The 25,915-nt window shown below is 44.3% G+C and carries 29 protein-coding genes; 26 read left to right on the top strand and 3 right to left on the bottom strand.

Translation table 11 applies throughout. From position 1 onward, the window contains the following. Positions 1-15: 15 nt before the first annotated feature. The 11 genes from mutL to glnA all read left to right on the top strand — a co-directional run bounded on the left by mutL (position 16) and on the right by glnA (position 14,092). Entirely contained in the window at positions 16-2,250 is a 2,235-nt protein-coding gene (gene mutL, locus MKX75_RS17180; protein ID WP_339166163.1) for a DNA mismatch repair endonuclease MutL, read from the top strand. Positions 2,251-2,267: 17 nt separating this feature from the next. Further along, positions 2,268-3,053 (top strand): class I SAM-dependent methyltransferase, encoded by a 786-nt coding sequence (locus tag MKX75_RS17175; RefSeq protein WP_076331533.1) that lies wholly within the window; start codon positions 2,268-2,270, stop codon positions 3,051-3,053. Then, positions 3,034-3,990, top strand: a complete 957-nt coding sequence (miaA, locus tag MKX75_RS17170; protein WP_339166161.1) for a tRNA (adenosine(37)-N6)-dimethylallyltransferase MiaA — start codon at positions 3,034-3,036, stop codon at positions 3,988-3,990. Before MKX75_RS17175 ends, miaA begins: the two co-directional genes overlap by 20 nt. Before the next feature lie 372 nt (positions 3,991-4,362). Beyond that, positions 4,363-4,605, top strand: coding sequence for an RNA chaperone Hfq (hfq, locus tag MKX75_RS17165; protein WP_017687918.1), 243 nt, complete (start codon positions 4,363-4,365; stop codon positions 4,603-4,605). A gap of 170 nt (positions 4,606-4,775) precedes the next feature. Further along, on the top strand, positions 4,776-7,448 hold the full coding sequence (locus MKX75_RS17160; protein ID WP_339166160.1) for a PBP1A family penicillin-binding protein: 2,673 nt from the start codon (positions 4,776-4,778) through the stop codon (positions 7,446-7,448). Positions 7,449-7,744: 296 nt separating this feature from the next. After that, positions 7,745-8,308 (top strand): DUF402 domain-containing protein, encoded by a 564-nt coding sequence (locus MKX75_RS17155; RefSeq protein WP_062835000.1) that lies wholly within the window; start codon positions 7,745-7,747, stop codon positions 8,306-8,308. A gap of 110 nt (positions 8,309-8,418) precedes the next feature. Next, complete coding sequence (locus tag MKX75_RS17150) at positions 8,419-9,390, top strand: AAA family ATPase (RefSeq protein ID WP_062834999.1); 972 nt, start codon at positions 8,419-8,421, stop codon at positions 9,388-9,390. 123 nt (positions 9,391-9,513) lie between these two features. Beyond that, the gene (gene hflX / locus MKX75_RS17145; protein ID WP_339166158.1) at positions 9,514-10,800 is read left to right on the top strand and encodes a GTPase HflX; all 1,287 of its coding nucleotides are present in this window, start codon (positions 9,514-9,516) and stop codon (positions 10,798-10,800) included. Between the two features lie 84 nt (positions 10,801-10,884). Then, the gene (locus tag MKX75_RS17140; RefSeq protein WP_339166157.1) at positions 10,885-12,138 is read left to right on the top strand and encodes a methionine gamma-lyase family protein; all 1,254 of its coding nucleotides are present in this window, start codon (positions 10,885-10,887) and stop codon (positions 12,136-12,138) included. 82 nt (positions 12,139-12,220) lie between these two features. Further along, positions 12,221-12,634: a MerR family transcriptional regulator gene (locus MKX75_RS17135; RefSeq protein ID WP_056689944.1), complete on the top strand. Its 414-nt coding sequence runs from the start codon at positions 12,221-12,223 to the stop codon at positions 12,632-12,634. 129 nt (positions 12,635-12,763) lie between these two features. Continuing rightward, positions 12,764-14,092, top strand: a complete 1,329-nt coding sequence (gene glnA, locus MKX75_RS17130) for a type I glutamate--ammonia ligase (RefSeq protein ID WP_062834996.1) — start codon at positions 12,764-12,766, stop codon at positions 14,090-14,092. A 69-nt stretch (positions 14,093-14,161) separates the two neighbouring features. Here the strand turns inward: glnA and MKX75_RS17125 are convergent, their stop codons facing one another. The 3 genes from MKX75_RS17125 to MKX75_RS17115 form a co-directional block, all read right to left on the bottom strand. Then, positions 14,162-15,346: a tyrosine-type recombinase/integrase gene (locus MKX75_RS17125; protein WP_339166156.1), complete on the bottom strand. Its 1,185-nt coding sequence runs from the start codon at positions 15,344-15,346 to the stop codon at positions 14,162-14,164. Between the two features lie 74 nt (positions 15,347-15,420). Further along, complete coding sequence (locus tag MKX75_RS17120) at positions 15,421-15,828, bottom strand: ImmA/IrrE family metallo-endopeptidase (RefSeq protein ID WP_145148562.1); 408 nt, start codon at positions 15,826-15,828, stop codon at positions 15,421-15,423. Positions 15,829-15,831: 3 nt separating this feature from the next. Continuing rightward, the gene (locus tag MKX75_RS17115) at positions 15,832-16,230 is read right to left on the bottom strand and encodes a helix-turn-helix domain-containing protein (protein ID WP_339166154.1); all 399 of its coding nucleotides are present in this window, start codon (positions 16,228-16,230) and stop codon (positions 15,832-15,834) included. 108 nt (positions 16,231-16,338) lie between these two features. Between MKX75_RS17115 and MKX75_RS17110 the strand changes: the two genes are divergently transcribed. The 15 genes from MKX75_RS17110 (at position 16,339) to MKX75_RS17040 (ending at position 25,906) form a co-directional block, all read left to right on the top strand. After that, positions 16,339-16,575 (top strand): helix-turn-helix transcriptional regulator, encoded by a 237-nt coding sequence (locus tag MKX75_RS17110; protein ID WP_036674139.1) that lies wholly within the window; start codon positions 16,339-16,341, stop codon positions 16,573-16,575. Positions 16,576-16,686: 111 nt separating this feature from the next. After that, complete coding sequence (locus MKX75_RS17105; RefSeq protein WP_339166151.1) at positions 16,687-16,956, top strand: group-specific protein; 270 nt, start codon at positions 16,687-16,689, stop codon at positions 16,954-16,956. A gap of 36 nt (positions 16,957-16,992) precedes the next feature. Beyond that, positions 16,993-18,129: a ParB N-terminal domain-containing protein gene (locus MKX75_RS17100; RefSeq protein ID WP_339166150.1), complete on the top strand. Its 1,137-nt coding sequence runs from the start codon at positions 16,993-16,995 to the stop codon at positions 18,127-18,129. Then, a complete protein-coding gene (locus MKX75_RS17095; protein WP_339166149.1) occupies positions 18,113-18,538 on the top strand; it encodes an ORF6C domain-containing protein in 426 nt (141 codons plus the stop codon). Before MKX75_RS17100 ends, MKX75_RS17095 begins: the two co-directional genes overlap by 17 nt. 134 nt (positions 18,539-18,672) lie before the next feature. Beyond that, entirely contained in the window at positions 18,673-19,014 is a 342-nt protein-coding gene (locus MKX75_RS17090) for a hypothetical protein (RefSeq protein WP_339166148.1), read from the top strand. A 97-nt stretch (positions 19,015-19,111) separates the two neighbouring features. Next, positions 19,112-20,272 carry a hypothetical protein gene (locus MKX75_RS17085; protein WP_339166147.1) on the top strand — a complete coding sequence of 387 codons (1,161 nt, stop codon included), beginning with the start codon at positions 19,112-19,114 and terminating at the stop codon, positions 20,270-20,272. A 16-nt stretch (positions 20,273-20,288) separates the two neighbouring features. Then, a complete protein-coding gene (locus tag MKX75_RS17080) occupies positions 20,289-20,687 on the top strand; it encodes a hypothetical protein (protein WP_339166146.1) in 399 nt (132 codons plus the stop codon). A 27-nt stretch (positions 20,688-20,714) separates the two neighbouring features. Next, entirely contained in the window at positions 20,715-21,740 is a 1,026-nt protein-coding gene (locus MKX75_RS17075) for a replication protein (RefSeq protein WP_339166145.1), read from the top strand. Between the two features lie 4 nt (positions 21,741-21,744). Beyond that, positions 21,745-22,680: a primosomal protein DnaI gene (gene dnaI, locus MKX75_RS17070; protein ID WP_339166144.1), complete on the top strand. Its 936-nt coding sequence runs from the start codon at positions 21,745-21,747 to the stop codon at positions 22,678-22,680. A 128-nt stretch (positions 22,681-22,808) separates the two neighbouring features. Beyond that, positions 22,809-23,939, top strand: coding sequence for a DNA polymerase III subunit beta (gene dnaN / locus MKX75_RS17065; RefSeq protein WP_339166143.1), 1,131 nt, complete (start codon positions 22,809-22,811; stop codon positions 23,937-23,939). After that, positions 23,939-24,451 carry a DUF1064 domain-containing protein gene (locus MKX75_RS17060; RefSeq protein WP_339166141.1) on the top strand — a complete coding sequence of 171 codons (513 nt, stop codon included), beginning with the start codon at positions 23,939-23,941 and terminating at the stop codon, positions 24,449-24,451. Before dnaN ends, MKX75_RS17060 begins: the two co-directional genes overlap by 1 nt. After that, a complete protein-coding gene (locus MKX75_RS17055; RefSeq protein ID WP_339166140.1) occupies positions 24,411-24,704 on the top strand; it encodes a hypothetical protein in 294 nt (97 codons plus the stop codon). The genes MKX75_RS17060 and MKX75_RS17055 overlap by 41 nt, the downstream gene beginning before the upstream one ends. Before the next feature lie 99 nt (positions 24,705-24,803). Beyond that, positions 24,804-24,983 carry a hypothetical protein gene (locus MKX75_RS17050; protein WP_339166138.1) on the top strand — a complete coding sequence of 60 codons (180 nt, stop codon included), beginning with the start codon at positions 24,804-24,806 and terminating at the stop codon, positions 24,981-24,983. A gap of 13 nt (positions 24,984-24,996) precedes the next feature. Next, on the top strand, positions 24,997-25,179 hold the full coding sequence (locus tag MKX75_RS17045; RefSeq protein ID WP_339166137.1) for a hypothetical protein: 183 nt from the start codon (positions 24,997-24,999) through the stop codon (positions 25,177-25,179). A 61-nt stretch (positions 25,180-25,240) separates the two neighbouring features. Further along, positions 25,241-25,906, top strand: coding sequence for an HNH endonuclease signature motif containing protein (locus MKX75_RS17040; RefSeq protein ID WP_339166135.1), 666 nt, complete (start codon positions 25,241-25,243; stop codon positions 25,904-25,906). Positions 25,907-25,915: the final 9 nt, after the last annotated feature.

Raw genomic sequence — 25,915 nt, 5'->3', positions numbered from 1 at the left:
GGGAGGGGAAAACCTGTGGCGAAAATACATGTGCTTGATGAACATATTGCCAACCAGATCGCGGCGGGTGAGGTGGTCGAACGACCTGCTTCAGTCGTCAAAGAGTTGCTCGAAAACTCAGTGGATGCAGGCGCCACCAAGATTGAAGTCACGGTGGAAGAGGGTGGACTCCTCAGTATTCGTGTCAAAGACAATGGTTCAGGTATTGAGCCAGAGGATATGGAGACTGCCTTTTATCGTCATGCGACCAGTAAAATAGCCCACGGCCGAGATCTGTTTCAGATCACAAGTCTTGGATTCCGTGGCGAAGCCCTGGCGAGTATTGCCGCAGTGTCCAAGGTAGAGGTGTTATCCGCAAGTGATAATGACGGGCGGGGGCGCCGCATCGTAATTGAAGGCGGGAATCTTATATCTCATGAAGATGCAACCTCACCCCAAGGTACAGATTTTGCAGTGAGAGAACTATTTTACAATACACCAGCCAGACTCAAATATATGAAAACGATCCAGACCGAGCTTGGACATATATCAGATGTGCTTTACCGTATGGCGATGTCTCATCCCAACATTTCGTTCAGACTGCGCCATAATGAGAATGTGTTGCTTCAGACGTTGGGAAACGGGGATCTGCTGCAAGTGGTTGCAGCGATCTATGGTACAAGTGCAGCGAAAGCAATGCTCCCCATCCAGGGAGAAAGTCTGGATTACCGAGTGAGTGGGCTGATCAGCCTGCCTGAATGGACACGAGCGAATCGTGGTGGGATGTCTACGGTTGTTAATGGGCGATTTGTTCGCAATTACGGTCTCAATCAGGCGATTCTCAAAGCCTACCATACCTTGCTGCCCATTAATCGGTTCCCACTTGTCGTGGTGCAGTTGGAGATGCACCCCTCTCTCGTGGATGTGAACGTGCATCCGGCCAAGCTGGAGGTTCGCTTCAGCAAGGAACCAGAACTATATGAATTTATAGAGACGACGCTACGGGGGATACTCCGGCAGGAGGTATTGATTCCACAGGTCAAAAAGCAGCAGATTCGACGTGGAGACGATAGTTCCTTTATCCAGGAACAATTCCTCTTTCCACGTGGTCCTCTGAAAGATCCATCTGATGCAGAAGGATATGGTCAACAAGGTCCGCTCGGGAAACCTGGTAGTGCGCCGCTGAAGTTGACTGCGGAAGATGATGATCTGGATTTGGATGCTCCGGCGGATGTGACCACAGGACAACCAGTATCTGAAGAGGGTCAGTCGGTGCCGCTGCCCGAAGCTCCACCTGAGATTACACCCCCCCCTGAGCAGTTAGAAAGTTGGAACGGGGATATCTTGCAGAAGATTGCTAGTCATGACGGGGAGCAGACATCTGCTGACGTGCAAAAAGGCACTAAGAATGTAAGTACAAGTTCAAATTCAAGTACAAGTTCTACCGAAACTTTTCCGAAAACTGACCTCTCTTCTCAAGATCGCGGAGATCATAGAGCAACAGAGAAACCGTTGGGTGAAGGCACACCATCTACGTACCGCTCCGATTCCGTATATTCATCGGTTAGGGAAGCACGTTCATCGTATAGCCCGTCTTCGATTGCGAGAAATGAACGGACGTGGAAAACTTCAGCTTTGCCTGATGCGACCAAACTGGCCGCTGCCATTAAATCGGATGCATCCATGCCCGCATTTCCGGAACTGAGTCTGATCGGACAGCATCATGGTACGTATTTGATTGCGCAAAATGACCAAGGTTTATATTTGATTGATCAGCATGCCGCTCATGAACGTGTAAATTATGAGTATTACTACGAGAAATTCGGTAACCCTGCCCAGGCCTCACAAGAGTTACTGCTGCCGATTACGCTGGAGTTCACACCTTCGGAGACGGAAAAGCTGAAAACAAGACTGGCCTGGTTCGAACAGGCGGGTGTATATTTGGAGCATTTCGGTGGACAGACGTTCCGTGTGCGTTCCCACCCGTTCTGGTTCCCTAAAGGGGACGAGAAAGACATTATTGAAGAAATGTCCGAATGGGTTCTTAGTGAACGCAGTATAGATGTCGCCAAGATGAGGGAAGCTGCATCCATTATGTGCTCCTGCAAGGCGTCTATCAAAGCCAACCAGAAGCTGACGGATCAGGAGGCAGAGGTGCTGATTCAGCGTCTGGGTTCATGTCGACAGCCCTACACGTGTCCGCATGGGCGACCGATAGTGATTTCATTTTCAACGTATGATCTAGAGAAACTATTTAAACGAGTGATGTAGCTATTTAGGGGGACATTATGTACATTACAACCGGTGACAAGGAGATTGCCTCTCAGGTGGAGCGTGCACGTAAGCTCGCCGAAACGACTGGAGGTACCTACGTACCGCGCAAGAGAACGTCTTTACCCAGACTCATTGAACATTATGGTATCGATGAAATTCTGGTCGTGCTCAATGGCAGAGCGCGCCTGTTTCGCAAGGATGCAACGGAGCTTGAGTTTCACCCCAGTATGGGATTTGTTCGTGCTAAACGTGTGCTAAGAGGGGAAGCCGACCCCATGCTGGAAGCTGGTCTGGTAATTGAAGGGGACACAATTATTGATTGTACCGCTGGACTCGGTTCAGATGCGCTGGTATTTTCGGTTGCAGCTGGTAAGAGCGGACGGGTCATCGCATGTGAAAGTTCTCAACCGCTCTATACCCTGCTGTTGGAGGGCATGTCTCATTATAAGAGTAATCAGCCCTTGGTGGATGAGGCTTTCCGGCGGATAGATCTGCGGCATGTGGATCATCTTGAGTTGCTTCGTTCCATGCCGGATCGAAGCTGTGATACCGTTTATTTTGACCCTATGTTCCGAGAGCCGATGATGGATTCAAGTGCTATACAGCCCTTGCGAGATTATGCGAATGCTCATGCGTTGCACGAACAGAGCATTATGGAAGCGAGACGGGTTGCCCGTAAACGTGTCGTTATGAAAGAAAAGCGCGGCAGCGCGGAGTTTGACAGGCTCGGATTTGAAATACTTGATCGGGCGAATGCAAAAACCCTGTACGGAGTGATTAATGTTGAAAGCGGAAGTTAAACCAAAACCTAAACTGCTTGTGCTGGTTGGACCAACAGCAGTAGGCAAAACGAGATTGAGCATCGAGCTTGCCCAAGCATTTAATTGTGAGATTATCTCAGGGGATTCGATGCAGGTATATCGTGAAATGGATATCGGAACAGCCAAGATTACATCTGAAGAAATGAAAGGTGTACCCCATCATCTCATTGATATCCATGAACCGGAGTATCCGTACTCTGTGGCCGAGTTTCAGGAGAGTTGCACACGATTGATTAGTGAAATCCATGAACGCGGTAAAATGCCCTTTATTGTAGGTGGCACCGGTCTGTATGTGGAATCGGTATGTTACGGCTTCCAATTTTCCGATAGTGGTTCAGATGAAGCATTCAGAGAGCGACAATTCAGCTTTGCGGAGCAACATGGAGCACAGGCTCTTCATGATCGTTTGAGGGAAGTTGATCCAGTTAGTGCCGATCGTCTGCATCCGAATGATCAGCGGCGAATTGTACGTGCGCTTGAGATCCATCACCTCACAGGCGAGAAGTGGTCTGATCAGCTGGCAGTACAGAAGAAAGAGTCGCCTTATGACCTTCTTATTGTTGGTTTGACAATGGATCGTCAGAAGTTGTATGCCCGGGTAGAAGAGCGGATTGACCTGATGATCGAACAAGGTTTGGTCGATGAGGTGAGATCCCTGTTGGAACGTGGAGTGGCGAGAGGTCATATTTCCATGCAAGGACTGGGTTATAAGGAAATTGCAGCGTTCCTGCAAGGAGAAGTGAGCTGGGAAGCAGCGGTTGAGTGGTTGAAAAGGGATACGCGGCGTTTTGCCAAACGTCAGCTTTCCTGGTTCCGCCATATGAAGGATATTGAATGGGTGGACATGACGGATACCGAAGACTTTGAAGGAAACTACAATCAGGTAAGTGACTTGATTACACGAAAATTTAACTGATTTGAGCAACGATTAGTATTGATCTCATATGCCTGGATTAGATCAGCGAATGTAAACCTCTACCTTTTGAAATTTAAAAAGATAGAGGTTTTTGCTTATCACTAGAAAAGATGGAAGGGATTACGCTTCGCTAAACAATCAAGGAGTATGCTTAAAAACGAAGATTTTGTCCCTCTTTTGCAAATCTGGCAAGCGGTGTATAATGGATAAGTCTTCTAGTTGTAAACCACGCCAAGAATGGGTGCAAAATAGCAGACAAGGGGTTTTTGTGGATTATATGAAACTGTTCATGATATAATAGCACGAAAGCTACTCAGCGATATTGAATATTACTTGAACACGAATTCAAATGAACCAATGGGGGTACGGCTAATGAACAAGTCCATCAACATCCAAGATACGTTCTTGAACCAACTGCGGAAAGAGAATATTCCTGCTACGGTCTATCTGACCAACGGCTTCCAAATCCGCGGGACGATCAAGGCATTTGACAATTTTACGATCGTCATTGACAGCGACGGACGCCAGCAAATGGTCTACAAGCATGCCATCTCCACGTTCACGCCGCAACGCAGCGTATCGCTGATGCAGCAAGATAACAGCGGCGAAGCTTAAAAAAATTACGAAACCTTTTCACCAACCATTTCGTCTACAAGTATAGGTATTGAAACAGAGCAACCTGAATAAAGGGTTGTTCTTTTCATTCCGGGCAAAATATGTTTAATATATGCCTGAGCCTACAGACGAATAGAAATTATGCAACCGAAAGGGAGTCAGGAGGTAACATGCCAAACGATCCGTTGTCGAGGTCTAACAATCGCAACAACAATAACAAGTCACCCAAAAAAGCGAAGCCAAAGACCTCTAAAAAGAAAAAAATTACGGGTAAACGCGTTGGATGGACACTGTTTTTCACAATGGCAATCGCCATATTCTGTGCACTAGGCGGATATTTATTTATTATGGTAAGTGGCGAAAATCTGCTCAAAGCCAACAAGGACAAAACCACAATTAATGAAACTTCAAAAGTATATGATCGAAATGGCCAATTAATGGGGGAGCTGTCCATTCAGAAGCTGGAACCCGTCAATGAAGATGATATTCCAGAGCTGGTGAAGCAAGCCTTTGTCGCAACGGAGGATAAACGATTCTACGATCACCAAGGCGTGGATATCTGGTCCATTGGGCGTGCCGCGGTTAAGGATGTCATGGCTCGTTCTATGGTGGAAGGTGGTAGTACACTCACCCAGCAGCTTGCCAAGAACATGTTCTTGTCCCGTGACAAGACGTTCTTCCGTAAAGCAACGGAAGTATCGATTGCCATGGCATTGGAGCGCAAGTACACAAAAGACGAAATCCTGACGATGTACCTGAACCGGATATTCTTCGGCCATCAGCGTTACGGCATTAAAGCAGCATCTGAATTTTATTTTGGAGTTACCGATCTCAATAAATTGAAGTTGTGGCAGATTGCCACATTAGCAGCTATGCCGAAAGGCCCTTCTGCTTATAATCCGGTGAGCAATCCAAACGATTCAAAAGCACGCCGAGGTGTGGTATTGCAGCTGATGTATGAACAAGGCTACATTACCAAGGCGGAGATGGATGAAGCAAAAGAGATTAACTATAACTACAAGCGACCAGAAAAAGATCAGAAATATCAAGCCTTTATTGATTATGTGCTCCGTGAAGCTGAACGTGTAACAGGCAAAACGGAAGATGATCTGAATATCGGTGGATACAAAATCTATACAACCATGGATGCTCAGGCTCAAACAGCCATGGAAACTGCCTTCACGGATGATAGTCTGTTCGAGGCAAGCAAAGATGATCAACAGGTTCAAGGCTCCATGGTTATCATGAACCATGAGAATGGTAGCCTCGTTGCCCTCCTTGGTGGACGGGATTATCAGACCAAAGGCTATAGCCGTGTAACGCAGAGTCGAAGACAACCAGGTTCAGCTTTTAAACCGATTGTGTCTTATGCACCGGCTCTAGAATCAGGAAATTACAGTGCCAACTCGTCGCTGAGTAATGCGAAGCAATGTTTTGGTAACTATTGTCCTGGTAACTTGCATGGATATTCTTCAACCATCAGTATGACGGAAGCCATTACGAAGTCGGAAAATATTCCTGCGGTTTGGCTACTTGATAAAATAGGTGTTAACACAGGCATTAATTTTGCCAAGAGTGTAGGCATACAGCTGACAGATGAAGACAAGAACCTGGCTATTGCCCTCGGTGGTCTGAGTAAAGGTACAAATACACTGGAAATGGCGCAAGCCTATAGTGCATTTGCTAACCTAGGCGAATACCGAGCAGCCTATTCCATTAAAGAAATTAAGGATAGCGCAGGCAAAACCACGTATAAACACGATAACTCGGACACAACGCGTGTCATGAGTGAGCAAAATGCGTATCAGCTTACACAGATGCTACAGAACGTTGTTAATGACGGTACGGGACGTTCAGCACGTCTGGATCGTCCGGTAGCGGGTAAAACAGGAACTGTTCAAAGTGGCATCTCTGGCAACAGTGCCAACCGTGATGTATGGTTCGTTGGATACACACCGGAATGGACCGCCGCAGTCTGGATGGGCTATGACAATCCGGATGCGAATCATATGCTTAAGAACAGCAGTAAGCTGTCGGCAGCTTTCTTTGCCAAAGTCATGGGAGATGCGATGAAAGGTGTTCCCGTGAAGCAATTCAAAACACCGGCTGGAGGGCAGGCACCTCCGCCAGTAGAAGAACCAGAACAGCCAACTCTGTCCGTTAGTGGATTGAGTGGATCATATGATCCCTCTGTTCAAACCGTCTCACTGAGTTGGGCGGGTACGGGGGACGCGAGCACACAATATCGTGTATATCGCAAAGAAACTTCTGAAGCGCAGTTTACTCATCTCATAGATGCAGTAGGCGCTACCAGTGCACAAGATTTAAGTGCGTTGCCTGGTCTGACCTATGAGTACTATGTGACAGCCTATGATTCGGCATCAGGACTGGAGACGGATCCTTCCAACACCATCTCTCTGATGATTGAAGCGCAGGAAGTGCCACCGGAGGAACCTGATCCTGGCATAGACCCTGGAACAGAGATAGACCCTGAGCAGCCTGGTACAGAGAATCCGGACAGTGGTTCACCGGATAATGGCAACTCGAACGGTAATAACGGCAATGGTAATGAAAATGGCAACAACGGAAATGGAAATGGTAATAACGGAAACAATGGCAACGGTGGTAATAACGGTGGAGCCGGTCAAGGAAACGGTCAACCTGGGGGAGGAAATACGACCCCACCTGGTCAGGGGACAACAGATCCAGGTAGTACAGGTGAAGGTTCCGATGATGGGTCCGTAACGACGCCTGGCGAAGTTGTAACCCCGGACAGCGGAACGAGTGGGGATACTGGGGGCACAGATGTACCTGCAGATTCTCAAGCGGGAACTGGCGGCTAAGCCATTGAATCACTAAATAGCTACATTAAGCTACATTGAAAAAACTGCTTCCCGGAAACCCGGTGAAGCAGTTTTTTTGTGTTATACGGAACCATCCGTAATAAAAGCTCATTTAATGAATAGGTGGGACAAAGCTTGATTTTGAGTGTATACCTTAAATATGGTAAGCTGTAACTATTCGTAATACGTTGTGCAAGGTGGGTCCAGAGCGCTGGAAGCCATCATGCGGACGTTATTACATTGTTCACCAATATGAGAGCAGGTCACGGGCCTGTAGTCGGCAAAGAGGGGTTCGTATGAAACGGAAATTCGGGGACCGCGCGAACTGGCGCCGGATTACGAACCGACAATTCACATGCCGGTTCGTTCAATCCAAAATTTTCACAGGTTATATTACGTTGTACACCATACAGGATTTGAAAGAACCTCTGTGGAAAACATATGGAGGCAGTACCTTCTGTATCGCAGATAAAGGTTATTCTTGGCTGCAATACTATCCGAAGGGAGAACACTTTGTAGTTACGGCGATGTTTGACGATCAGGAACGGATTGTAGAGTGGTACATTGATACATGTCGTAGTCAGGGGATAACCGATCAAGGTGTTCCTTGGTTTGATGACCTGTATCTGGATGTCGTTGTGCTGAAAGATGGAGAAGTGTTTTTGCTGGACGAAGATGAGCTTGAAGATGCATTGTCACGGAAGCATATTACGACAGGTGATTATGACTTGGCAAACAAGACGGCAAAGGAACTGCTGCATGCCATTGATGCACATGTATTCCCATACTTTCAGTTATCACTGAAGCACAGGCAGAGTTTGTTTGAGAACGGAGAGTTTCGAAAAAACATTCAGATTTGAGACACGTACCTGGCCTTAGAATTCTTCATGATCCTTCTAATATTGGAGCACCTGATAGAATACATTAATAATCAGGAGAGTTCAGCCCGATAAAATAGAGGTGATGGCGAATGAACGGACGGGTCATGGCTGCAGGAGAGCAACCAGGAGGCAGACCATCCAGACAAATTAATATTGTATTGCGTAACCAGGAACCTCAGATGTTGGTCAAAGACGAAGCAGCGGCAGTACAGGCGGCTAAGAGTATAACCAAACATGCGCACTTCCAGGAGATACAGGGTGAATTGGAACAACTGGTTGGACTTGAAAATATCAAGGACTTGGTATTTGAAATCTATGCTTTCCTACAGATTGCTCAAATGCGTACCGAAGCAGGCTTACTTAGTGGCGCGCACGTGTATCATATGATCTTCAAAGGTAATCCGGGGACCGGTAAGACAACTGTAGCCAGAATTGTTGCGAAACTTTTTCAGAAGATGGGTGTGTTGAGTAAAGGACATCTTATTGAAGTAGAGCGTGCGGATCTGGTAGGAGAGTATATCGGTCACACGGCGCAGAAAACAAGAGATCTGGTCAAAAAGGCACTCGGTGGGATCTTGTTCATTGATGAAGCATACAGTTTGGCACGCGGTGGTGAGAAGGATTTTGGCAAGGAAGCCATTGATACGCTTGTGAAGTCCATGGAAGATAATAAAAATCAGTTTATACTGATTCTTGCCGGGTATTCGGAAGAAATTGATTTTTTTCTCCAGACGAATCCGGGGTTACCTTCCCGCTTTCCCATTCAGGTAGAGTTTCCAGACTATAGTATTGATCAGTTGATTCAAATCTCTGAGATTATGGCCAAAGAGCGTGATTATATTCTAATGCCACAGACCATACTCAAGTTGAAGCAACATTTGCTTCAGGAAAAAAATGATTCGCTGCATGCGTTCAGTAACGCCAGATACGTTCGTAATGCCATTGAGCGTTCGATCAGGCATCAGGCGGTTCGCTTGTTGGAACAATACTCAGAAGGCAGTCCAGGGAAACTGGAGCTGATGACAATCCGTACAGAGGATTTGAACTTTGAGCGAAAGTAAGCGATAATATAGTTTTTACACCAGCCGGCCGGGCCAACCGGTTCGGCTTAAGGCATGCCATGGCATATTCATGGCAAAAACGATTAATCAACGGATTAGTAATAAGAGGGAGTGAACATATACATGACAAATGGCACACATGATACAGATATGGTCAAAAAAGATCGCGCCGTCTTGGTGAGTCTTGTTACGGATGATGTTAAACGTACAGGTATCAATCCGGAGTACTCTTTAGAGGAACTGGTGAAACTTGCCGAGACAGCTGGAGTGGAAGTGCTGAGTGTGCTTTCTCAGAACAGGGAAAAACGTGATACCAAATGGTTCATTGGTAAAGGTAAGGTGGAAGAGCTTCGTGCAATTGCGGAGGAACTCGGAGCAACTACAGCTATTTTTGATCAGGAATTGTCAGGTGCGCAGGTTCGTAATCTGGAAGAAACCCTCGATCTCAAAATTATTGACCGTACCCAATTGATTTTGGACATCTTTGCACAACGTGCCAACACCAGAGAAGGTATCATTCAAGTGGAGTTGGCTCAACATAGCTACTTGTTGCCACGGTTGTCCGGTCATGGTAAGAACCTTTCCAGACTTGGAGGCGGAATCGGAACAAGAGGTCCGGGTGAAAGCAAGCTGGAGACAGACCGCCGTCACATCCGTGGTCGTATCGATGATCTGAAGCGTCATCTGGAAGAATTGACTCGTCATCGCAAGTTGCATCGTGAACGCCGTAAAAAGACAGGTATTGTTCAGGTGGCCCTTGTTGGTTATACCAATGCTGGCAAATCAACCTTGCTCAAGCAGTTAACTGCTGCAGATGTGTATATTCAAGATCAGCTATTCGCTACACTGGATCCAACATCACGCACGATGGAACTTCCAAGTGGTAAAGAGATCGTACTTACCGACACGGTAGGATTTATTCAAAATCTCCCGCATGATCTAATTGCAGCATTCCGTGCAACGCTGGAGGAAGTGAATGAAGCAGACCTGATCCTGCATGTTGTTGACGCCTCATCAGCTATGCGTGAAGATCAGATGCGAACGGTTAACACGATTCTGCAAGAACTTGGTTCAGGGGACAAGCCACAGTTAGTGCTCTATAACAAGAAAGATGCATGTACTCCTGAACAGCTTGAGATGCTTCCATTGGATAAGGACCATATCAAAGTAAGCGCATTAGACTCGGACGATCTACTTAAAATCCGTGAATTGATTCAGACGGAGCTGACAGGTGACACGAAGCGCTTCCGTATTCCGGCAGAACGTGGTGATCTTACGTCGGTACTCTACAAAATTGGTGACGTCGTGGATACCAGCTTTGAAGAGAATGATGTGATTTATGAAGTTGAATTGCAAAAAGGTGAATATGAGAAATTTGGTTATATGCTTGAAGAATTCATTGAATTGTAATATTCATGACATATTGATGTGATAAGTTGACACGATAATGGATATTCAACGTCAGATTCGTGCTATGAAGGAGAATGAAGTAAGATGGTAAGCTTTGATTCAGAAATATCTGATCTTCAGCATCAAGTGGAGCGTCAGATAGAAGGAAAACTTCAACAGATTGATCGGATCACAGATCACAACCAATGGAAGGTCATTAATGCTTTTCAACAGCGGAAAGTAAGTGATTTTCACTTTGCAGGTTCAACAGGTTATGCGTATAACGATCGTGGGCGTGAAGTGCTCGATGAAGTATATGCTGATGTGTTCGGCGCGGAAGCCGCGTTGGTACGTCCTCATTTTGCTTCGGGTACACATACGATTAGTACAGCTCTCTTTGGCGTGCTGCGCCCAGGTGACGAATTATTATACATCACGGGTAAGCCTTATGACACATTGCATAAAGTAATTGGCAAACCGGGCGATGGTACAGGTTCTTTACGCGATTTTGGCATCGGTTACCGTGAGACGGCTTTAACTGCAGAAGGTGGAGTCGATTGGACAGCAGTTGAGAAAAGCATCACACCGGCTACAAAAGTCATTGGGATTCAACGTTCACGTGGTTATGACTGGCGCTCATCCTTCTGCGTTGCTGAGATCGCTGAGATGGTTACACGTGTTAAAGCAATGAAGGAAGATGTCATCGTATTCGTGGATAATTGTTATGGTGAATTCACGGAGGAACGTGAACCGACAGAAGTCGGAGTTGATCTGATGGCCGGGTCACTTATTAAGAATCCTGGTGGAGGCATTGCTGAAACCGGTGGATACATATGTGGGAAGGAACAGTACGTACAACTTGCAGCTTATCGTCTGACAGCCCCAGGAATCGGGGGAGAAGTGGGAGCAATGCTAGGGACAACACGTGGCATCTATCAAGGACTTTACATGGCTCCGACAATTGTAGGACAAGCTATCAAAGGAAGTACGTTTGCTGCCGCGATGTTTGCTCAATCCGGATTTGTAACCAAACCCGCTTGGAATGAAGCTCGCACAGATCTGATTCAGGCTGTGCAGTTCAGCTCTGCCGAGCATCTGATCGCTTTCGTGCAGGGGATTCAGCGTGCAGCTGCTGTGGATAGCCACGTGGTTCCTGAACCTTGGGACATGCCTGGTTATGAACATCCTGTCATTATGGCGGCAGGTACGTTTATTCAGGGGGGAAGTCTGGAATTGTCAGCCGATGCACCTATTCGGGAGCCATATATCGGGTATATGCAAGGCGGATTAACGTACTCTCATGTCAAATATGGCGTTTTAATGGCGTTACAGACCATGAAAGATCGTAAATTATTGTGAGTTTATCTAACATGTCATTGACACTTGGTAACAACTAAATGTACAATAGGGTGAAGAATAGATGACTGGAAGGTTGATGAACATGGGTGATGAAATTCGCAGAAATATGGCCTTATTCCCGATTGGTATTGTAATGAAACTTACGGATCTGTCTGCACGTCAGATTCGTTATTATGAGCAGCACAGCTTGATCGTTCCTGCGAGAACGTCAGGTAATCAACGTTTGTTCTCTTTTAATGACGTTGAGAGATTGCTAGAGATTAAGGCTTTGATTGAAAAAGGAGTTAACATCGCGGGGATCAAACAAGTGATGAATCCTGTTTCGAAAGAATCCGAGGAAGCTACAGTTATCACGCCAGATACTGAAGTCAAACGCAGAGAGCTGTCCGATACGCAGTTGCATCGCTTGCTGAAGCAACAGCTTGTATCAGGTAAGAGACCTGGACAAGTATCTCTCATTCAGGGAGAGCTTTCCCGATTCTTTAATAAAAAGTAAATTCGCATAACTTGGCGAGTGAGGGGAAAACATGCACTTTTGGTGTGAGACTCCTTGACCCGTGGAACTTTCTAATGTACAAATATAACAGGCAAGCCAAATACGCAGATAAGAAAGGGAGAGGTTATAGTGAGTTATACAAAAGAAGACATTCTCCGCATTTCGAAAGAAGAAAACGTACGATTCATTCGATTGCAATTTACTGATTTGCTTGGAGCTATCAAAAACGTTGAGATTCCTGTGAGCCAGTTGACTAAGGCTCTGGATAACAAAATGATGTTCGATGGATCTTCCATTGAAGGTTATGTACGTATTGAAGAGTCCGACATGTACCTCTATCCAGATCTAGATTCTTGGCTTATTTTCCCATGGGTTGCAGAGAACCGTGTTGCACGCCTGATTTGTGACGTGTATCTTCCGGATGGTAATCCGTTCCCAGGAGATCCGCGTGGCATCTTGAAACGTAATCTGAAGGAAGCCGAAGAAATGGGATTCACTTCCTTCAACGTCGGTCCTGAACCAGAGTTCTTCTTGTTCAAAACAGACGAAAAAGGAAACCCGACTAACGAACTGAATGACCAAGGTGGATATTTTGACCTTGCGCCTACGGATCTTGGTGAAAACTGTCGTCGTGACATCGTTATCACACTTGAAGAAATGGGCTTTGAGATCGAAGCTTCCCACCATGAGGTAGCTCCAGGTCAGCATGAGATCGACTTTAAATATGCTGATGCTCTGAAAGCAGCAGACCAGATCCAAACGTTCAAACTCGTTGTTAAAACGATTGCACGTCAGCATGGTCTACATGCTACCTTTATGCCGAAACCACTGTTTGGTATGAACGGTTCCGGTATGCACTGTAACCAATCCTTGTTCAAAGGCAATGAGAATGCATTCGTTGACGAGTCGGACGAGCTGGGTCTGAGCAAAACTGCACGTCACTTTATGGCTGGAACGCTCAAGCATGCGCGTGCGTTTGCAGCAATTACTAACCCAACTGTGAACTCATACAAACGTCTTGTACCAGGATATGAAGCGCCTTGCTATGTAGCATGGTCTGCTAGTAACCGTAGCCCAATGATCCGTATTCCAGCTTCCCGTGGCCTGAGTACACGTGTTGAAGTTCGTAACCCGGATCCGGCTGCTAACCCTTACCTGGCTTTGGCTGTTTTGTTGAAAGCAGGTCTGGACGGAATCAAACGTGAGCTTTCCTTACCAGCTCCAATTGACCGTAACATCTATATCATGTCAGAAGAAGAGCGCGTGGAAGAAGGCATTCCAAGCCTGCCAGCTGACCTGAAAGAAGCATTGAATGAATTGATCCGCAGCGAAGTCATCTGTGACGCTCTCGGCGACCACGCCTTGGCTCACTTCTATGAGCTGAAAGAAATTGAGTGGGATATGTATCGCACACAAGTCCACCAATGGGAACGCGATCAATATATTACTTTGTATTAATAGCAAAAACCTTGTAACTACGGGGTTTTAAAGTATCTAGCCGGGGGACGTTTTGAGGAGATTGCACTTCTATTGAGGTTGCATCCCCCAAACATCCCCCGGTTTTTGATTCTCTGATCCAAAAATACGGGAAGTGTACTCTTCATATTTATCAATGTTACGCTTTTCTAGCTTTTTAGAAATATGAGCATATACATCGGATGTAATTTGCACACTGCCATGCCCAAGCTGCTCTTGTACAAATTTTATGTCAGCCCCAGCTTCAAGCATGACCACGGCATAGGTATGTCTTAAGGAGTGAATTGTTAATTCCTCACTCAAACCAGCCTTTCTCAAAATCCTCTTCGAAGCATTAAAGAGACTAGATTTAGGCATCGGACTACCGTCGTTTTTGCACAAGACTAGGTTTAAATCGTGTCTGTACATTGACTCCCCTAAATTGATCTTATTTTGATTCTGCCATGAAGCATGATACCTTAAATCATTAATAATTCCGTTACTTACACTAATTGTGCGGGTAGAATTTTCGGTTTTTGTATCTCCGAAAAGTTCGTCCTCGTCTTCAGCTTGGAAATCGAGTGTTTCATCCACGCGGATCGTCTTTTCTTTGAAATTGATATCCGACCACTTTAAAGCGGCAGCCTCACCTTTTCGTAACCCCGTTTCAATCAGCACTTTAAAGAAAATCCAATAAATGTACCCATCTCCTCGAGAAGTATGAAGAAATTTGGGAATGTCCTCTGAATCAATGAATTGGATCGTCTTCTTTTTGTGCTCTCCTTTAATAATTGAACCTTTACATGGATTGCGTAATATTTTCCCTTGAATCAATGCATGCTCTATGGCTGAGTATACTGTTGAGTTAATGATCTCGACCGTTCGTTTACTGAGTCCCTTTTTAAATAGAGAGTCCAAAAAGACTTGGTACATATCTGGTTTTAAATCCTGGAGCATCAGACGCTTAAAATAAGGTTTGATATGGGTGTTAAGATTGTTATCATGTAATTTGATTGTGTTCTTTCTTACAACACCTTTTTTGTAATTATCAATCCAATTACGAATGTAATCTACCAAAGGAATGTCGGACTGTTCAAACCCTTCTATTGTCTGCTTTAAAAATTGCGCAGCCGCTAACTCTGCTTCTGGTTTCGTTCGAAAACCAGCCTCTGATTTTTCCTTTTGTTGTCGAGTGAACGGATCGGTATACTTTAACCGATATCTCCAGCCACTTTTTAATTTCTTGAAACTTGCCATAATTCTACCTCCATTCGAACGTGTGTTCTTTTTTTGTATATGTTAAACCGCCTTGCAACGGTGGAAGCGCAAGATTACAAAAAGCTATGTAGTTCGGCTGGAATAGAGCAGCGTCTTAGTAACTGTTCTTTCGTTTCGCCAAGTTCTGGTTCGATTGTGGCTGTCAGTAACTTAATTGCAAACTGATTTGCCTGTCTTTCGTATTTGCCTGCATTAAAGAATGAGTGTTCATCTAAGAAGAATCTGCTTATGCCAGGGTGGAGACGATCATGGGCGAGTTCGTGGGCACAAACAAATCTCATCCAAGGCTCGCTTAGATCAGAGTTAATTACGATAAAGCGCCGCCTTAGTTTACGATAGTACATGCCACGTGTATTCTTCCCAAGATCACTGTACCAGACCTTAATGTTAAGTCTTTCTGCAATTATAAAGGGGTCGTTTGTCTTGAAGCGTTTAATGAGTCCTTGAACGATATCGTCCATAGGCTATTCCTCTTTCTTTTTACGACCGTAGGTTTTCTTATTATCCTTTTTAGCGTCCCAAAACATTGCTTCCATGACGCGTTTGATCTTTTCTTTGTCCTCACCTGAGATAGGTACCCCGTCAAACATTACATCTCCATCTTCCTCTAGCATTGTTTTGAAATCTCTTTTATCTTTAGGAGTTGCCCATTCAGGAAATGCTGTTGAATCTCTACCCAGCAGAAAATCTACTGAAACTTGATGCAGTTCCGCCAATTTATCAATAAACTCAATGTCAGGTTTTGCGATACTATTTTCCCATGAATTGTACCTAGGACGTTTGATACCGAGTCTTTCTGCCATTTGATCTTGAGTCAATCCTTTTTTTTCGCGTAATTCTGTTAACCTCTGACCTAGTTTCATTTTGTGCAATTTCTCCTTTTTAATAAGAAAGATAATAAAATTATCAAAATCATATTGACGATAATATAATTATCAAATATAATCAGAGGCAAGGAGGTGAACAGTTTAGTGGAAACACAAAAGCGACAATTTTTCTCAGACTGTAGGAAACATAAAGGCACACAAGCAAAAGTGGCTCAAGATAATAAAATCTCAACGGTTTATGTTCGAATGATTGAGAATGGAACATTCACTCCTGGCAGAGATCTCATGTTCAAATTATCAAAATATTTCGGTCATCCAGCAGAAAAACTGTTTCCTGATTATTTTGAAAGGCTTCTTAGTCATGCAAAAAGCGATAATTAAATTATCTAATGTTAATATAAACGATAATATAAATATCGTCAATAATATAGAATAATTTTTTTTAACCTGATTGATAATTAAATTATCAATCTGACGGGAAAGGAGATTTTTATGCTATCGATCAGCGTTGATGAAAAAGAAATAAAAAAACTCCTGAAGGAAAAAGTGACAGAGATTTTAAAAGAAGCCGATGCGGAGTATATCTTCTGGGATGCCTCTGAATTGAAGCGCAGGACTTGCATGAGTTGGAATTTCATACAGGATCAATTCTTCTTTGATCAAAGGTTTCCTAAAAGAAAAGTCGGAAGTAAATGGTACTTTCCAGCAAGAGAAACACGTGAATTTTTGGAAGAGTGGCTAGCAGAACAGCCAGTAATATAAGGATTCTATTTTAAACGTTCTGGAAGGAGAATCAGGGTGTTAATTGACATAAACAAAATCAAAGTCAGTGACCGAATTCGTAAGGACTTCGGCGGTATCGAAGAACTGGCGCAAGACATTGATCAAAATGGTCTCATTAATCCTATCCTTGTAACACCAGATTATCAATTAATAGCTGGAGAACGTCGATTGCGTGCTCATCAGTATTTGGAGCGTAAGGAAGTAGCGGTTCGCGTCATGGAAATTGAGGATTATGAACATCAACTCCGATTAGAAATTTCCGAAAACGAGCATCGAAAAGAGTTCACGTTCTCGGAGCGAGTCGAATGGGCCAAACGCCTTGAGGATGTTGAACGAATTAAGGCAAAAGAGCGAATGGCTGGAGGCAAGGAAAATATTCCTGAGCATCCTGCTGGACAAGTCCGCGATATCGTAGCTGATCAAGCAGGCTTTGGATCGGGCAGAACCTACGACAAAGCCAAGTACATCATGGAAAATGCGACACCAGAAATCATCCAGCAACTTGATGAAGGGATCATATCTACACACAAAGCGTATGTGGAGACAAAGGAACGGCTTGAAGCTGCTGTACGAGAGGCTGAGACTCGGGCTAACCAAGCTGAGCAGGAGAAGGAAGAACTCCAGCGGCGGTATAAGGATGCAATTCCAGCAGATCAGGTAGATGAGGCAGTAGCGGCAGCGGTTGAGCGCCGAGACGAGGAGACGGAAGTTATCCTGGCGCAGAAAGCTCAGGAAGCTGCTAAGCAAATCAAAGAGCGTGATCAATACTGGAAGGACAAGCTTCAGGGTGATGTAGAAAATGAGCGCCTGAAGGTGGAAGAATTGAAAGCGGGTTATCAAAGGACAAAAGAAGAGTTGGAGACAATGAAGCTCCAACAGCCTGATGACTTTGATGACCAACAAGCGGCATCTCAGATGAAAAAACTTCGCTTTGAAGCTGACAGTAACACTATTCAAATCAGCATTCATATTAAACAGTTTCTTCAGAAGGTTGGTATTACATCATTCATGCTTGGAGCAGTATCTGGTGCAAGCACAAGTGAGAAGAAACGATTGTCAGAAGGTCTTGATATGCTCCAATCTTTCATAGACCAACTTCGTCCGGCAATTAATTCAAGAAAGGTGGTAGAGAAACATGACATTGATTCCTAATCAGCCTGACTATCTGACAATCGTTGAAAGACAGTTGCAGCTTACAGAGGCGCAGGGAGTTGCTATCCGAGGATTGTGGGATGGCATGAAACAAATGCAAGATGACGTTGCTGAAAAAGTTGGAGAGGTTCAGATGATGGTGCAGGAGGTCCGGGACAGCGTAACGCTTACGGATGCGGAGTGCTACCAACTCCAGTCTCTTGTCCGCAAGAAGTCGAATTCGTTAACAAAGGACAGGTACAAAGAGTCTGACGAGAAATTCAAGGACCTGGTCGGTCGTTATCGTAGGATGGTCTGGAGTAAATTGAAAGATCGGTTTGAGGTAGCGAAATATAGCCATGTACGGCGTATCGACTTTGATGATGCGGTAGAGTTCATTAAGGAGTTTCGTCCGGAAGACTACATCTGACAGGAGTTGAAACCGATGGGATACAAATTTATGACTCTGGATGACTTGGCACGTATCTGGTCACACAAGCCATTGCAACATGCCATAATCACTCGGAACATTGCTAAAAAGAAATGATGATACGTTCTCACGATTTGTTGCAAACCAGAGTATTGCGAAGACAGATTAGGGATTTATGTGATACTGCTATTGATGCATTAGCAATGGAACGCAGCATCAAACCCATCAAACAACAAATTAAGATGCTCCGTAACGATCTTGAGGAATTAGAACGCTCAATCGATAAGAACGCAGAATATGAAGGACTAATCTGGAAAGAACCATCAGGCTATAAGGTTGAAGGGACAGTGATTGGTTTGTGTAAACACTGCGATAGAGAAGTGTTCTCGGGACAAAAATTTCCTGATCCAAAAGAAGAAGGACTCTTTTGTAACTACTATTGCAGAAGAGTCTACCGCAACAACAGTAACAAATGAGTCCTTAAGTTAATCGTGCTACCAACACGATCATTTAAAAAAATATTCAACGGCAGTATAACATGAAAACTTAAAAATGGAAATAGGGGGATGTCCCGTGAAAGAAAATAAGAATTTTGCTGTACGGGAAACGAATATCACTGTTAGGGGAGATAAAGAAATATCCCATCCCATCTTTCTGCGGATGTTGGAAATGATGAGAGGCAGAGGATTTACCGTTGGTTCTGACCCGAGAATAGATCGTGATTATGCGATCCTTTCAAAAGATCACTTCGCTGGAAGCAAGGGAGACCTCCTTTTCATAGCCGACAAATATAACACAGGTGCTCGTATTGAGTTTTACCAAGAAATCAATGTTGAGAACAGGAACGGTGGAAGGTATGACTTCAACAAATTTAAAAAAATGTCTTATTTGATCCAGAAACGATTTTTGGTAGAACGAAAACATATTGAGGATTTTCTGTTGCAAGAAGGTTTATCTTGTGACTCTGATTCTGAATTGAAAACATCATATGACAAGGTGTTTCACAAGTTAAACGAACCGAGTAGACATTGGAGATCCGACAATTTACCTGATTACAACGCTCTTGATAAAGATGGTGTGCGGATCAGCAATGGAGAAGTTAAGTACTTCCGCGACCGCAAAGGGGTACTGATGCGAGGAACTGTCTATCACAATATCAACAATATGTGGTGGGTGATTATCAACAAAGATCATTACACCAACATGGCTGCATTCGAACTGTTTGATCTATTAACAAAACCTGAAAATTGTAAGAGGAAGCTTTCGAAAAGATCGGGTCATCACAATCCTAAATCCAGGTTCGTTCCAAGTGAAGAAAATTTTAAAAATTGGAAATCTTCAGCTAAGCAAGCAGGGAGATTCGGCAGGGCAGATTTAGCCAATAGAGTATTAGCCTATCTGTATGAAATAAATTGGATGTCTCGTAAATTCGAGTTTATCAAGAAAGAGAATGGTCGTCTTGGATTAGTAGAAACAGAAGGGAATCCTTATTTCATGGGACAACGTATTGGTGAGAGGAAATACGATCCACCCCAGGCTGTAAAGCTATACTCGCGTAATTTACCGATGTCGAGTACAGAAGCATCGTGGATTAATGGATTGCGTGACTATGTTACTGGTGGCAAACCTACCATTTCAAGATGGTTCTGTGAGGATAGAAATGGAGAAGGCGGACAGGCTTACCTTTGGCCTGAGGTCAGGGAACGATTGCTCCATATCGGAGCGCATGTATAAGTAAGGAGTGACTGCATTGTCTCTACAAAAACAATATACATTGGGTGAGTTATACAGCCTAGCAGAACAGTGCAGTCACGATTATCCGGCTACACTGGCTCGGAAGATCGAGTTTTTGACCGAGGTACAGGTTATTTTGGGCCGTAGAGCTGCTGAAGCAGTGAGAGACTATAAACGTATCTACGCCCAGAGAAAGCGTGTGTATGCAGAAGCATACCTTGCTGCTGGCAAAGACAAAGCTCAGCGTGCGGAGCTGGCAATCATTGAGATTCGTCTTCAGGAAGCTGATGCTGAGTCAGACAAGGTTCGCTGGCATAACGCAGTGGAAAGTAATGATCAGGTTATCAATTCGTTGAAGTATAGCTTGAAGGTTCTTCTGGCGGAATTCAACAATCCAGCCAGTGGAAAGAGATAGTAATCAGAATTTTCCGGGGTGAGGAGAGTGGCAAGTCCCCAGTTAAAGAATGGATTCATCGGGATTGCTAATGAAATATGGGATGAGATAATCAGCCGGAAGTTCACAGAAAGGCAACAAAAGATTCTCAAGCTGATTCTAAGGCTGTCGTATGGATGCCAGAAGAAAGAGGCAGTTATCCCTCTCTTGAAGCATTTCGAACTATGTGGAGTACGCATACAGGACGCTAAAAAAGAGATCACTTATTTGGGGCAATGTAAGGTGATTTATTGGGATGGCAAACAGGTCTATTCTCTCAACAAGAACTATGATGAATGGCGTGTCAGTCTTGTGAAAGAGTGGGATCGCGAGAAATTTTCAGAACTTATCTCTTTAAATATAGGCAATAAAAAAGTTACGAAAAGTGTAACTCCAGAAAGCGAAGAGAATGACGAAAGTTACGAAAAGTGTAACTCCGAAGTTACGAAAAGTGTAACTGATGAGTTACGAAAAGTGGAAGTCGAAGAGGTCTCAATCCCTTGCGGGAGTAAGGCTGAAGGCACCTCTAAAGACATGTTTAAAGACAGTATTAAAGTTAGTTGTTGTTTAGAAGATCCCGATTCGGTCTTTAAACCATACATGGGAAACCCGGATTCTGTTCCTAAAACCGAAGCAGATACTGACTCTGATCGGGAGGTTTCCCCAATGGAGTATCGCAATCAAGTTGCAGCTCGATATCTCCAGAGAAAAGGCAAGGGACTTGAGATTACTTTTAATGACGAGGATGCTGTCAATGAATTCATAGCTGAGAGGATTCCGCTCCAAACAGTTATCGATGGTATTGACCAATCATTTGACAATTTTAAACCCAAGAACAAATGGGATCAGATACGAAACCTGAGTTACTGTGCAACGGTTGTATATTCGTTGCATGCCAAACGTGAAAAATCAAACACAGACGAAATTCAAATAGCGACTTCCGTACCAGATGCGCCGATTGAAACGGCATCAAACGTGACCGCAGATGATTTAAAAGAGTTGCTTGCTAATCTAAGGTCAAAGCAAGGAGTGTGAGTACATGGGCAGCTTTCAGGAGGAACTCAAGGCACTAATTCCCCCAAGGTTTGCAGAACGACAGCAGGCAGCTATTCAGCAAATTGATGGCCATCCGGAAATCAAACGGCTCCGACAGGCCTATCCTGATCGATCGGGAGACCTTACAAGTCCTAGAAGATACAGGGATGTTTCAGAGCATTTGGCTCAATGCGATGCATGCGCCACGTGCCCAGGTCTACTAAGCTGTCAGAACGTCCAGAAGGGGCATAGGAGCGTTGAAGAACCAAACCCAGATAAACAGGACGAGTTGGTGTTTAGGCTTAAAAAATGCGAACTGTTGAAGTCTTACGAGCGGCAACAGGGCATAGGGGAACGAATTAAGAGTCACTTCATTCCTGAGCATATTTTGAACGCCACCTTTGACGACATTGAACCTGATCCTCCGAGGATGGCAGCTATTGCGGGAGCAGTGAAGTTTTGTAGTGAATTTGTTCCCAAAGAAACGGTACAAGGATTGTATTTGTACGGCCCAATGGGAGTCGGCAAGAGCCGTTTTGCCGGAGCTATCGCACGGGAGTTAGCTAAATGTGAAGTGGATGTCCTTATGGTGTATGTACCCGACTTTATCGAAGAGATTAAGGATGCCATCGGCTCCAAAGAGAGCGTAGCAAAGAAACTGGATGCTCTCAGAACGGTACCAGTGCTTATCTTGGATGATATTGGAGCGGAGTCCATGAGTGGATGGGTTAGGGATGAAGTTATTGGTCCGGTTCTCCAGAGACGTATGGAGAGGTTGCCGACGATATACACATCCAATTTAACGATACAAGAGTTGTTCAAACATTTTGCTAACGCCAAGGGATCTCAGGATGAAAAGAAGGCAGCTCGAATCATAGAGAGAATCGAACCATTTGTTAAGTCGCTGCCAGTTGGCGGAAGAAATAGACGGAGGGGATAACAGTATGTGCAAAACATGTGATGGTGCAAAAGTAACTTACCAATTTAAAGGCGCAATGATGATGTTGGGTCCGTGCCCAACATGCAATCCTCAAGCTAAAAAAGAAGTGAAGGAGGGAATTAGACCTTATGAAAATAGTCGTGGATAGTGAGCTGCTGGCAGAAGCCTTGGAAGATGCAAGCAAGGCCATTGCAAGCAAGAACATTATGCCTATTCTGGATTGCTTCTTAATCGAGGCTGGTACAGAAGGTGTTAAGGTCACTGGAACGGATACACGTACAACGATACAGTCATACATTTTCAGTGAACACGTTCAAGTTGAATCGCCTGGTCAGATCGCACTCCCTAAGCTATCCCTTGAAGTTATCAAGAAACTCAATGGAGATGTGAGCATTGAGAAAAAAGGCAACAACGCGATTATCATTTCTCGGAAGAAGGAAATTGACATGGGTGTATTTGATCCAGAAGAGTTTCCAAGGGTGCCTGACATTGATGACAGCGAGTTGTTTGAAACTACTGGAAAAGAACTTAAACGGCTATTCAGAAAAGCAACCTACGCTGCTGATCCAACCGGCAAGAATGCGGCAATCCTAGCTGGAGCACATGTTTACATTAATGACGGAGTATTTGGCATTGAAGCAACAGATCGGCACAGGCTAGCTAAAACAGAGCAAGACACAGATGTAGGTAACTTGGGTGGAGCTGTCATTGAGGCCAAGGCATTGGGTGAATTGCAAAAGATCATCTTGGATAAAGACAATCTTGAATTTGGATTTTCGAAATCCTTCACCGGCGAAGTAGTACACGTATTTGCGAGAACAGACCGATTCACTTTTTACTCCAGAGTTTTGGAAGGAGCGTTCCCGGATTTAGGCCGGATGTCAATCGTGCCAGATGGTGTTACGGAAGTAAGCGTTGAAAAAAGAGAATTAATGAGTTGCCTTGATCTCATTTACACACTTGCTAAGGAAGATAAGCATAACCAGATCATCATCAGCATCACAGAGAATGAAGTGAGCATTCGCGGCAAAGGAAAAGAATCTGGAAAGGCAAATGAGAGTTTAGTTCCATTGTCATTTAAAGGTGAAAATTTCGCCGTTGCATTGAATTCCAAGTATTTCATAGATGCTATCAAAGCATTAGAAGGAGATAAGGTGACACTGGTTTTCCCTGGCAAGTTGAAGCCAATTTATATCCTGGATGAAAGTGACGAGAGATCACTCCACATTGTACTCCCTTATAGGACGGAAGAAGTGTAATGAACAAATACAACGCAACCAAAGTGATCGTCACTGAAGACGGGACATTGTTCTCGGAATGGATCGTGAAAAAGCACAACCTTGATATAACCGGTATACGATTCGATAGCATTGCTGAGGGAGAGTATTATCAGCTCCTTCTCCAGCAAAAGAGGTTTGGGGAGATTAAAGCCTTCGAATGTCATCCTAAATTTGTTCTTCAAGAGAAACCGCAGGTCACTTACATTGCTGACTTTTTGGTAACAGAATTAGATGACAGTCAGCGAGTGGTGGATATTAAAGGAGTGGAGACCTCCACGTTCCGCGTCAAACTGAAACTATTTCAAGCGAAATATCCGACTTTACCAATAGATATACTTGTTAAAAAGCGCGGAGAATTCATTCCTCTTGCACAATACAAGAAGGAAAAAGCAGCGCGTAAACGAGCAGCGGATGCACTAAGAAAACGAGCAGATGAGGGGAGAAAACAAAATGGAAATCAAACATACCGTAATCAAAAACGAGGACATTAAAAAGCACCTTAACCAACAGGAGAAAGAAGACTTACTGCGCTTGTTTCATAAAATTCAGTATGGTCGAGTTTCGGAGGGGAAAGTTGGGTTCAACATGTACCTGGTCGTAAATACAGACGAAACTTACGCTGAAGACGTTGTACGCATCTTACAAGAAAACGGTCATTGGGAACCAACATACGATCCAAATCAAGTCGAGTTTAGGCAAGAGGGAGATACGATGGAGCTTCCAGAAACTGAGGTGGAGGCATGAGTGGACAAAGCCCTGAACCCAAGGGCAAAGGAAACATTTCCTTACCTCATCTAAGGAACATTCTACTTGAACTTAATAGTCAATTGGGAGGTGTGCTCTGTGACTGAAGCTGAGAAAGATGAATTCTCCACAGCCTTATCTGAAAGGTATGCACAGGTTAAACAATTAAATTCTTCTAACAGAGAATTGATAAACACTTGGGATGCGGTGATTTGTGACTTGCCTCTCGATATAAAATCAAAATTTGAAGAAAAGCAGAGTCAATTTTCGGCTTTGTAAAGGAGGTTTGGATGTGAGTACTGTACATTTGAACAATTTTGACGAACAGCCTACCGAAGTGCAACAAGCTATAGCTTTTTATGTTGGATACACAGTAAACGGTGTACAGGCTACTGCTCAGGAAAGACAGGCTCATTACGCTGTTTTAGAGCGTGTTGGGTTGTTGGAGCCTATAAAATCCGTAGTGGGTATGTAGTAAATTAGGTTCAAAATATAAGCATAAGGACAGGAAAAACGTTGGAAAGGTGGATGAGGAAATGGCCCATCAGACATTCTGGAAACCGGAGAAAAAAGCAAAAGAAAAGAAAGTGAGCAGCTTCGGGCGGAGTAAGAAAGTCAAAAAGCCTGTACCGGAATGGAAGAAGGACATTTTAGCCCATCACCAATCCAGACCAGGCTCGAAGGAGCGCGGAGATTTCCCGAAAGAAGTCATAGCTGAACTTATCGAAGAATCAAACGGAATTTGTGAATGCTGCAAGCTTGCAGAAGGGACGACTACTCACCATGTATATCCGCGAGGCAGAAAAGGACGCGGAGTTAAAACCAACGGCCTTCGGCTTTGCTGGCCCTGTCATGATCGGATACAAACGAATGAGGAATTACTCCAGTTTTGGATATCTGCGTTCCGCGATAAGTATGGGGACCGATTCTGGTTTGATGAACAGGATTGGGACGAGTATAACCGGAAGCAAGAGGCGCAGCAGAAAACCGATCAGGAGAAACAGAACCGTGAACAATCTTTAAACCCAGTTAAGGAACTTATCTCTTCGGCGGCAGGACGTTCATTGAAAGCAAGAGAGATCAGGCTTATTGAAATGATGGATGATAAACAAATCGCAATTTTCGAGACTTTAATTAACGATATTGTAAGAGTTGATGAGAAGCATCAAGTACCGTTTGGATATGGTCACTTCGATGATTAAAACACATTT

Origin of the sequence: Paenibacillus sp. FSL R5-0341 (genome assembly GCF_037975235.1) — a bacterium.
In the GTDB taxonomy this organism is placed as follows: domain Bacteria; phylum Bacillota; class Bacilli; order Paenibacillales; family Paenibacillaceae; genus Paenibacillus; species Paenibacillus amylolyticus_A.
This window is presented reverse-complemented; position numbering and strand designations above follow the sequence as displayed.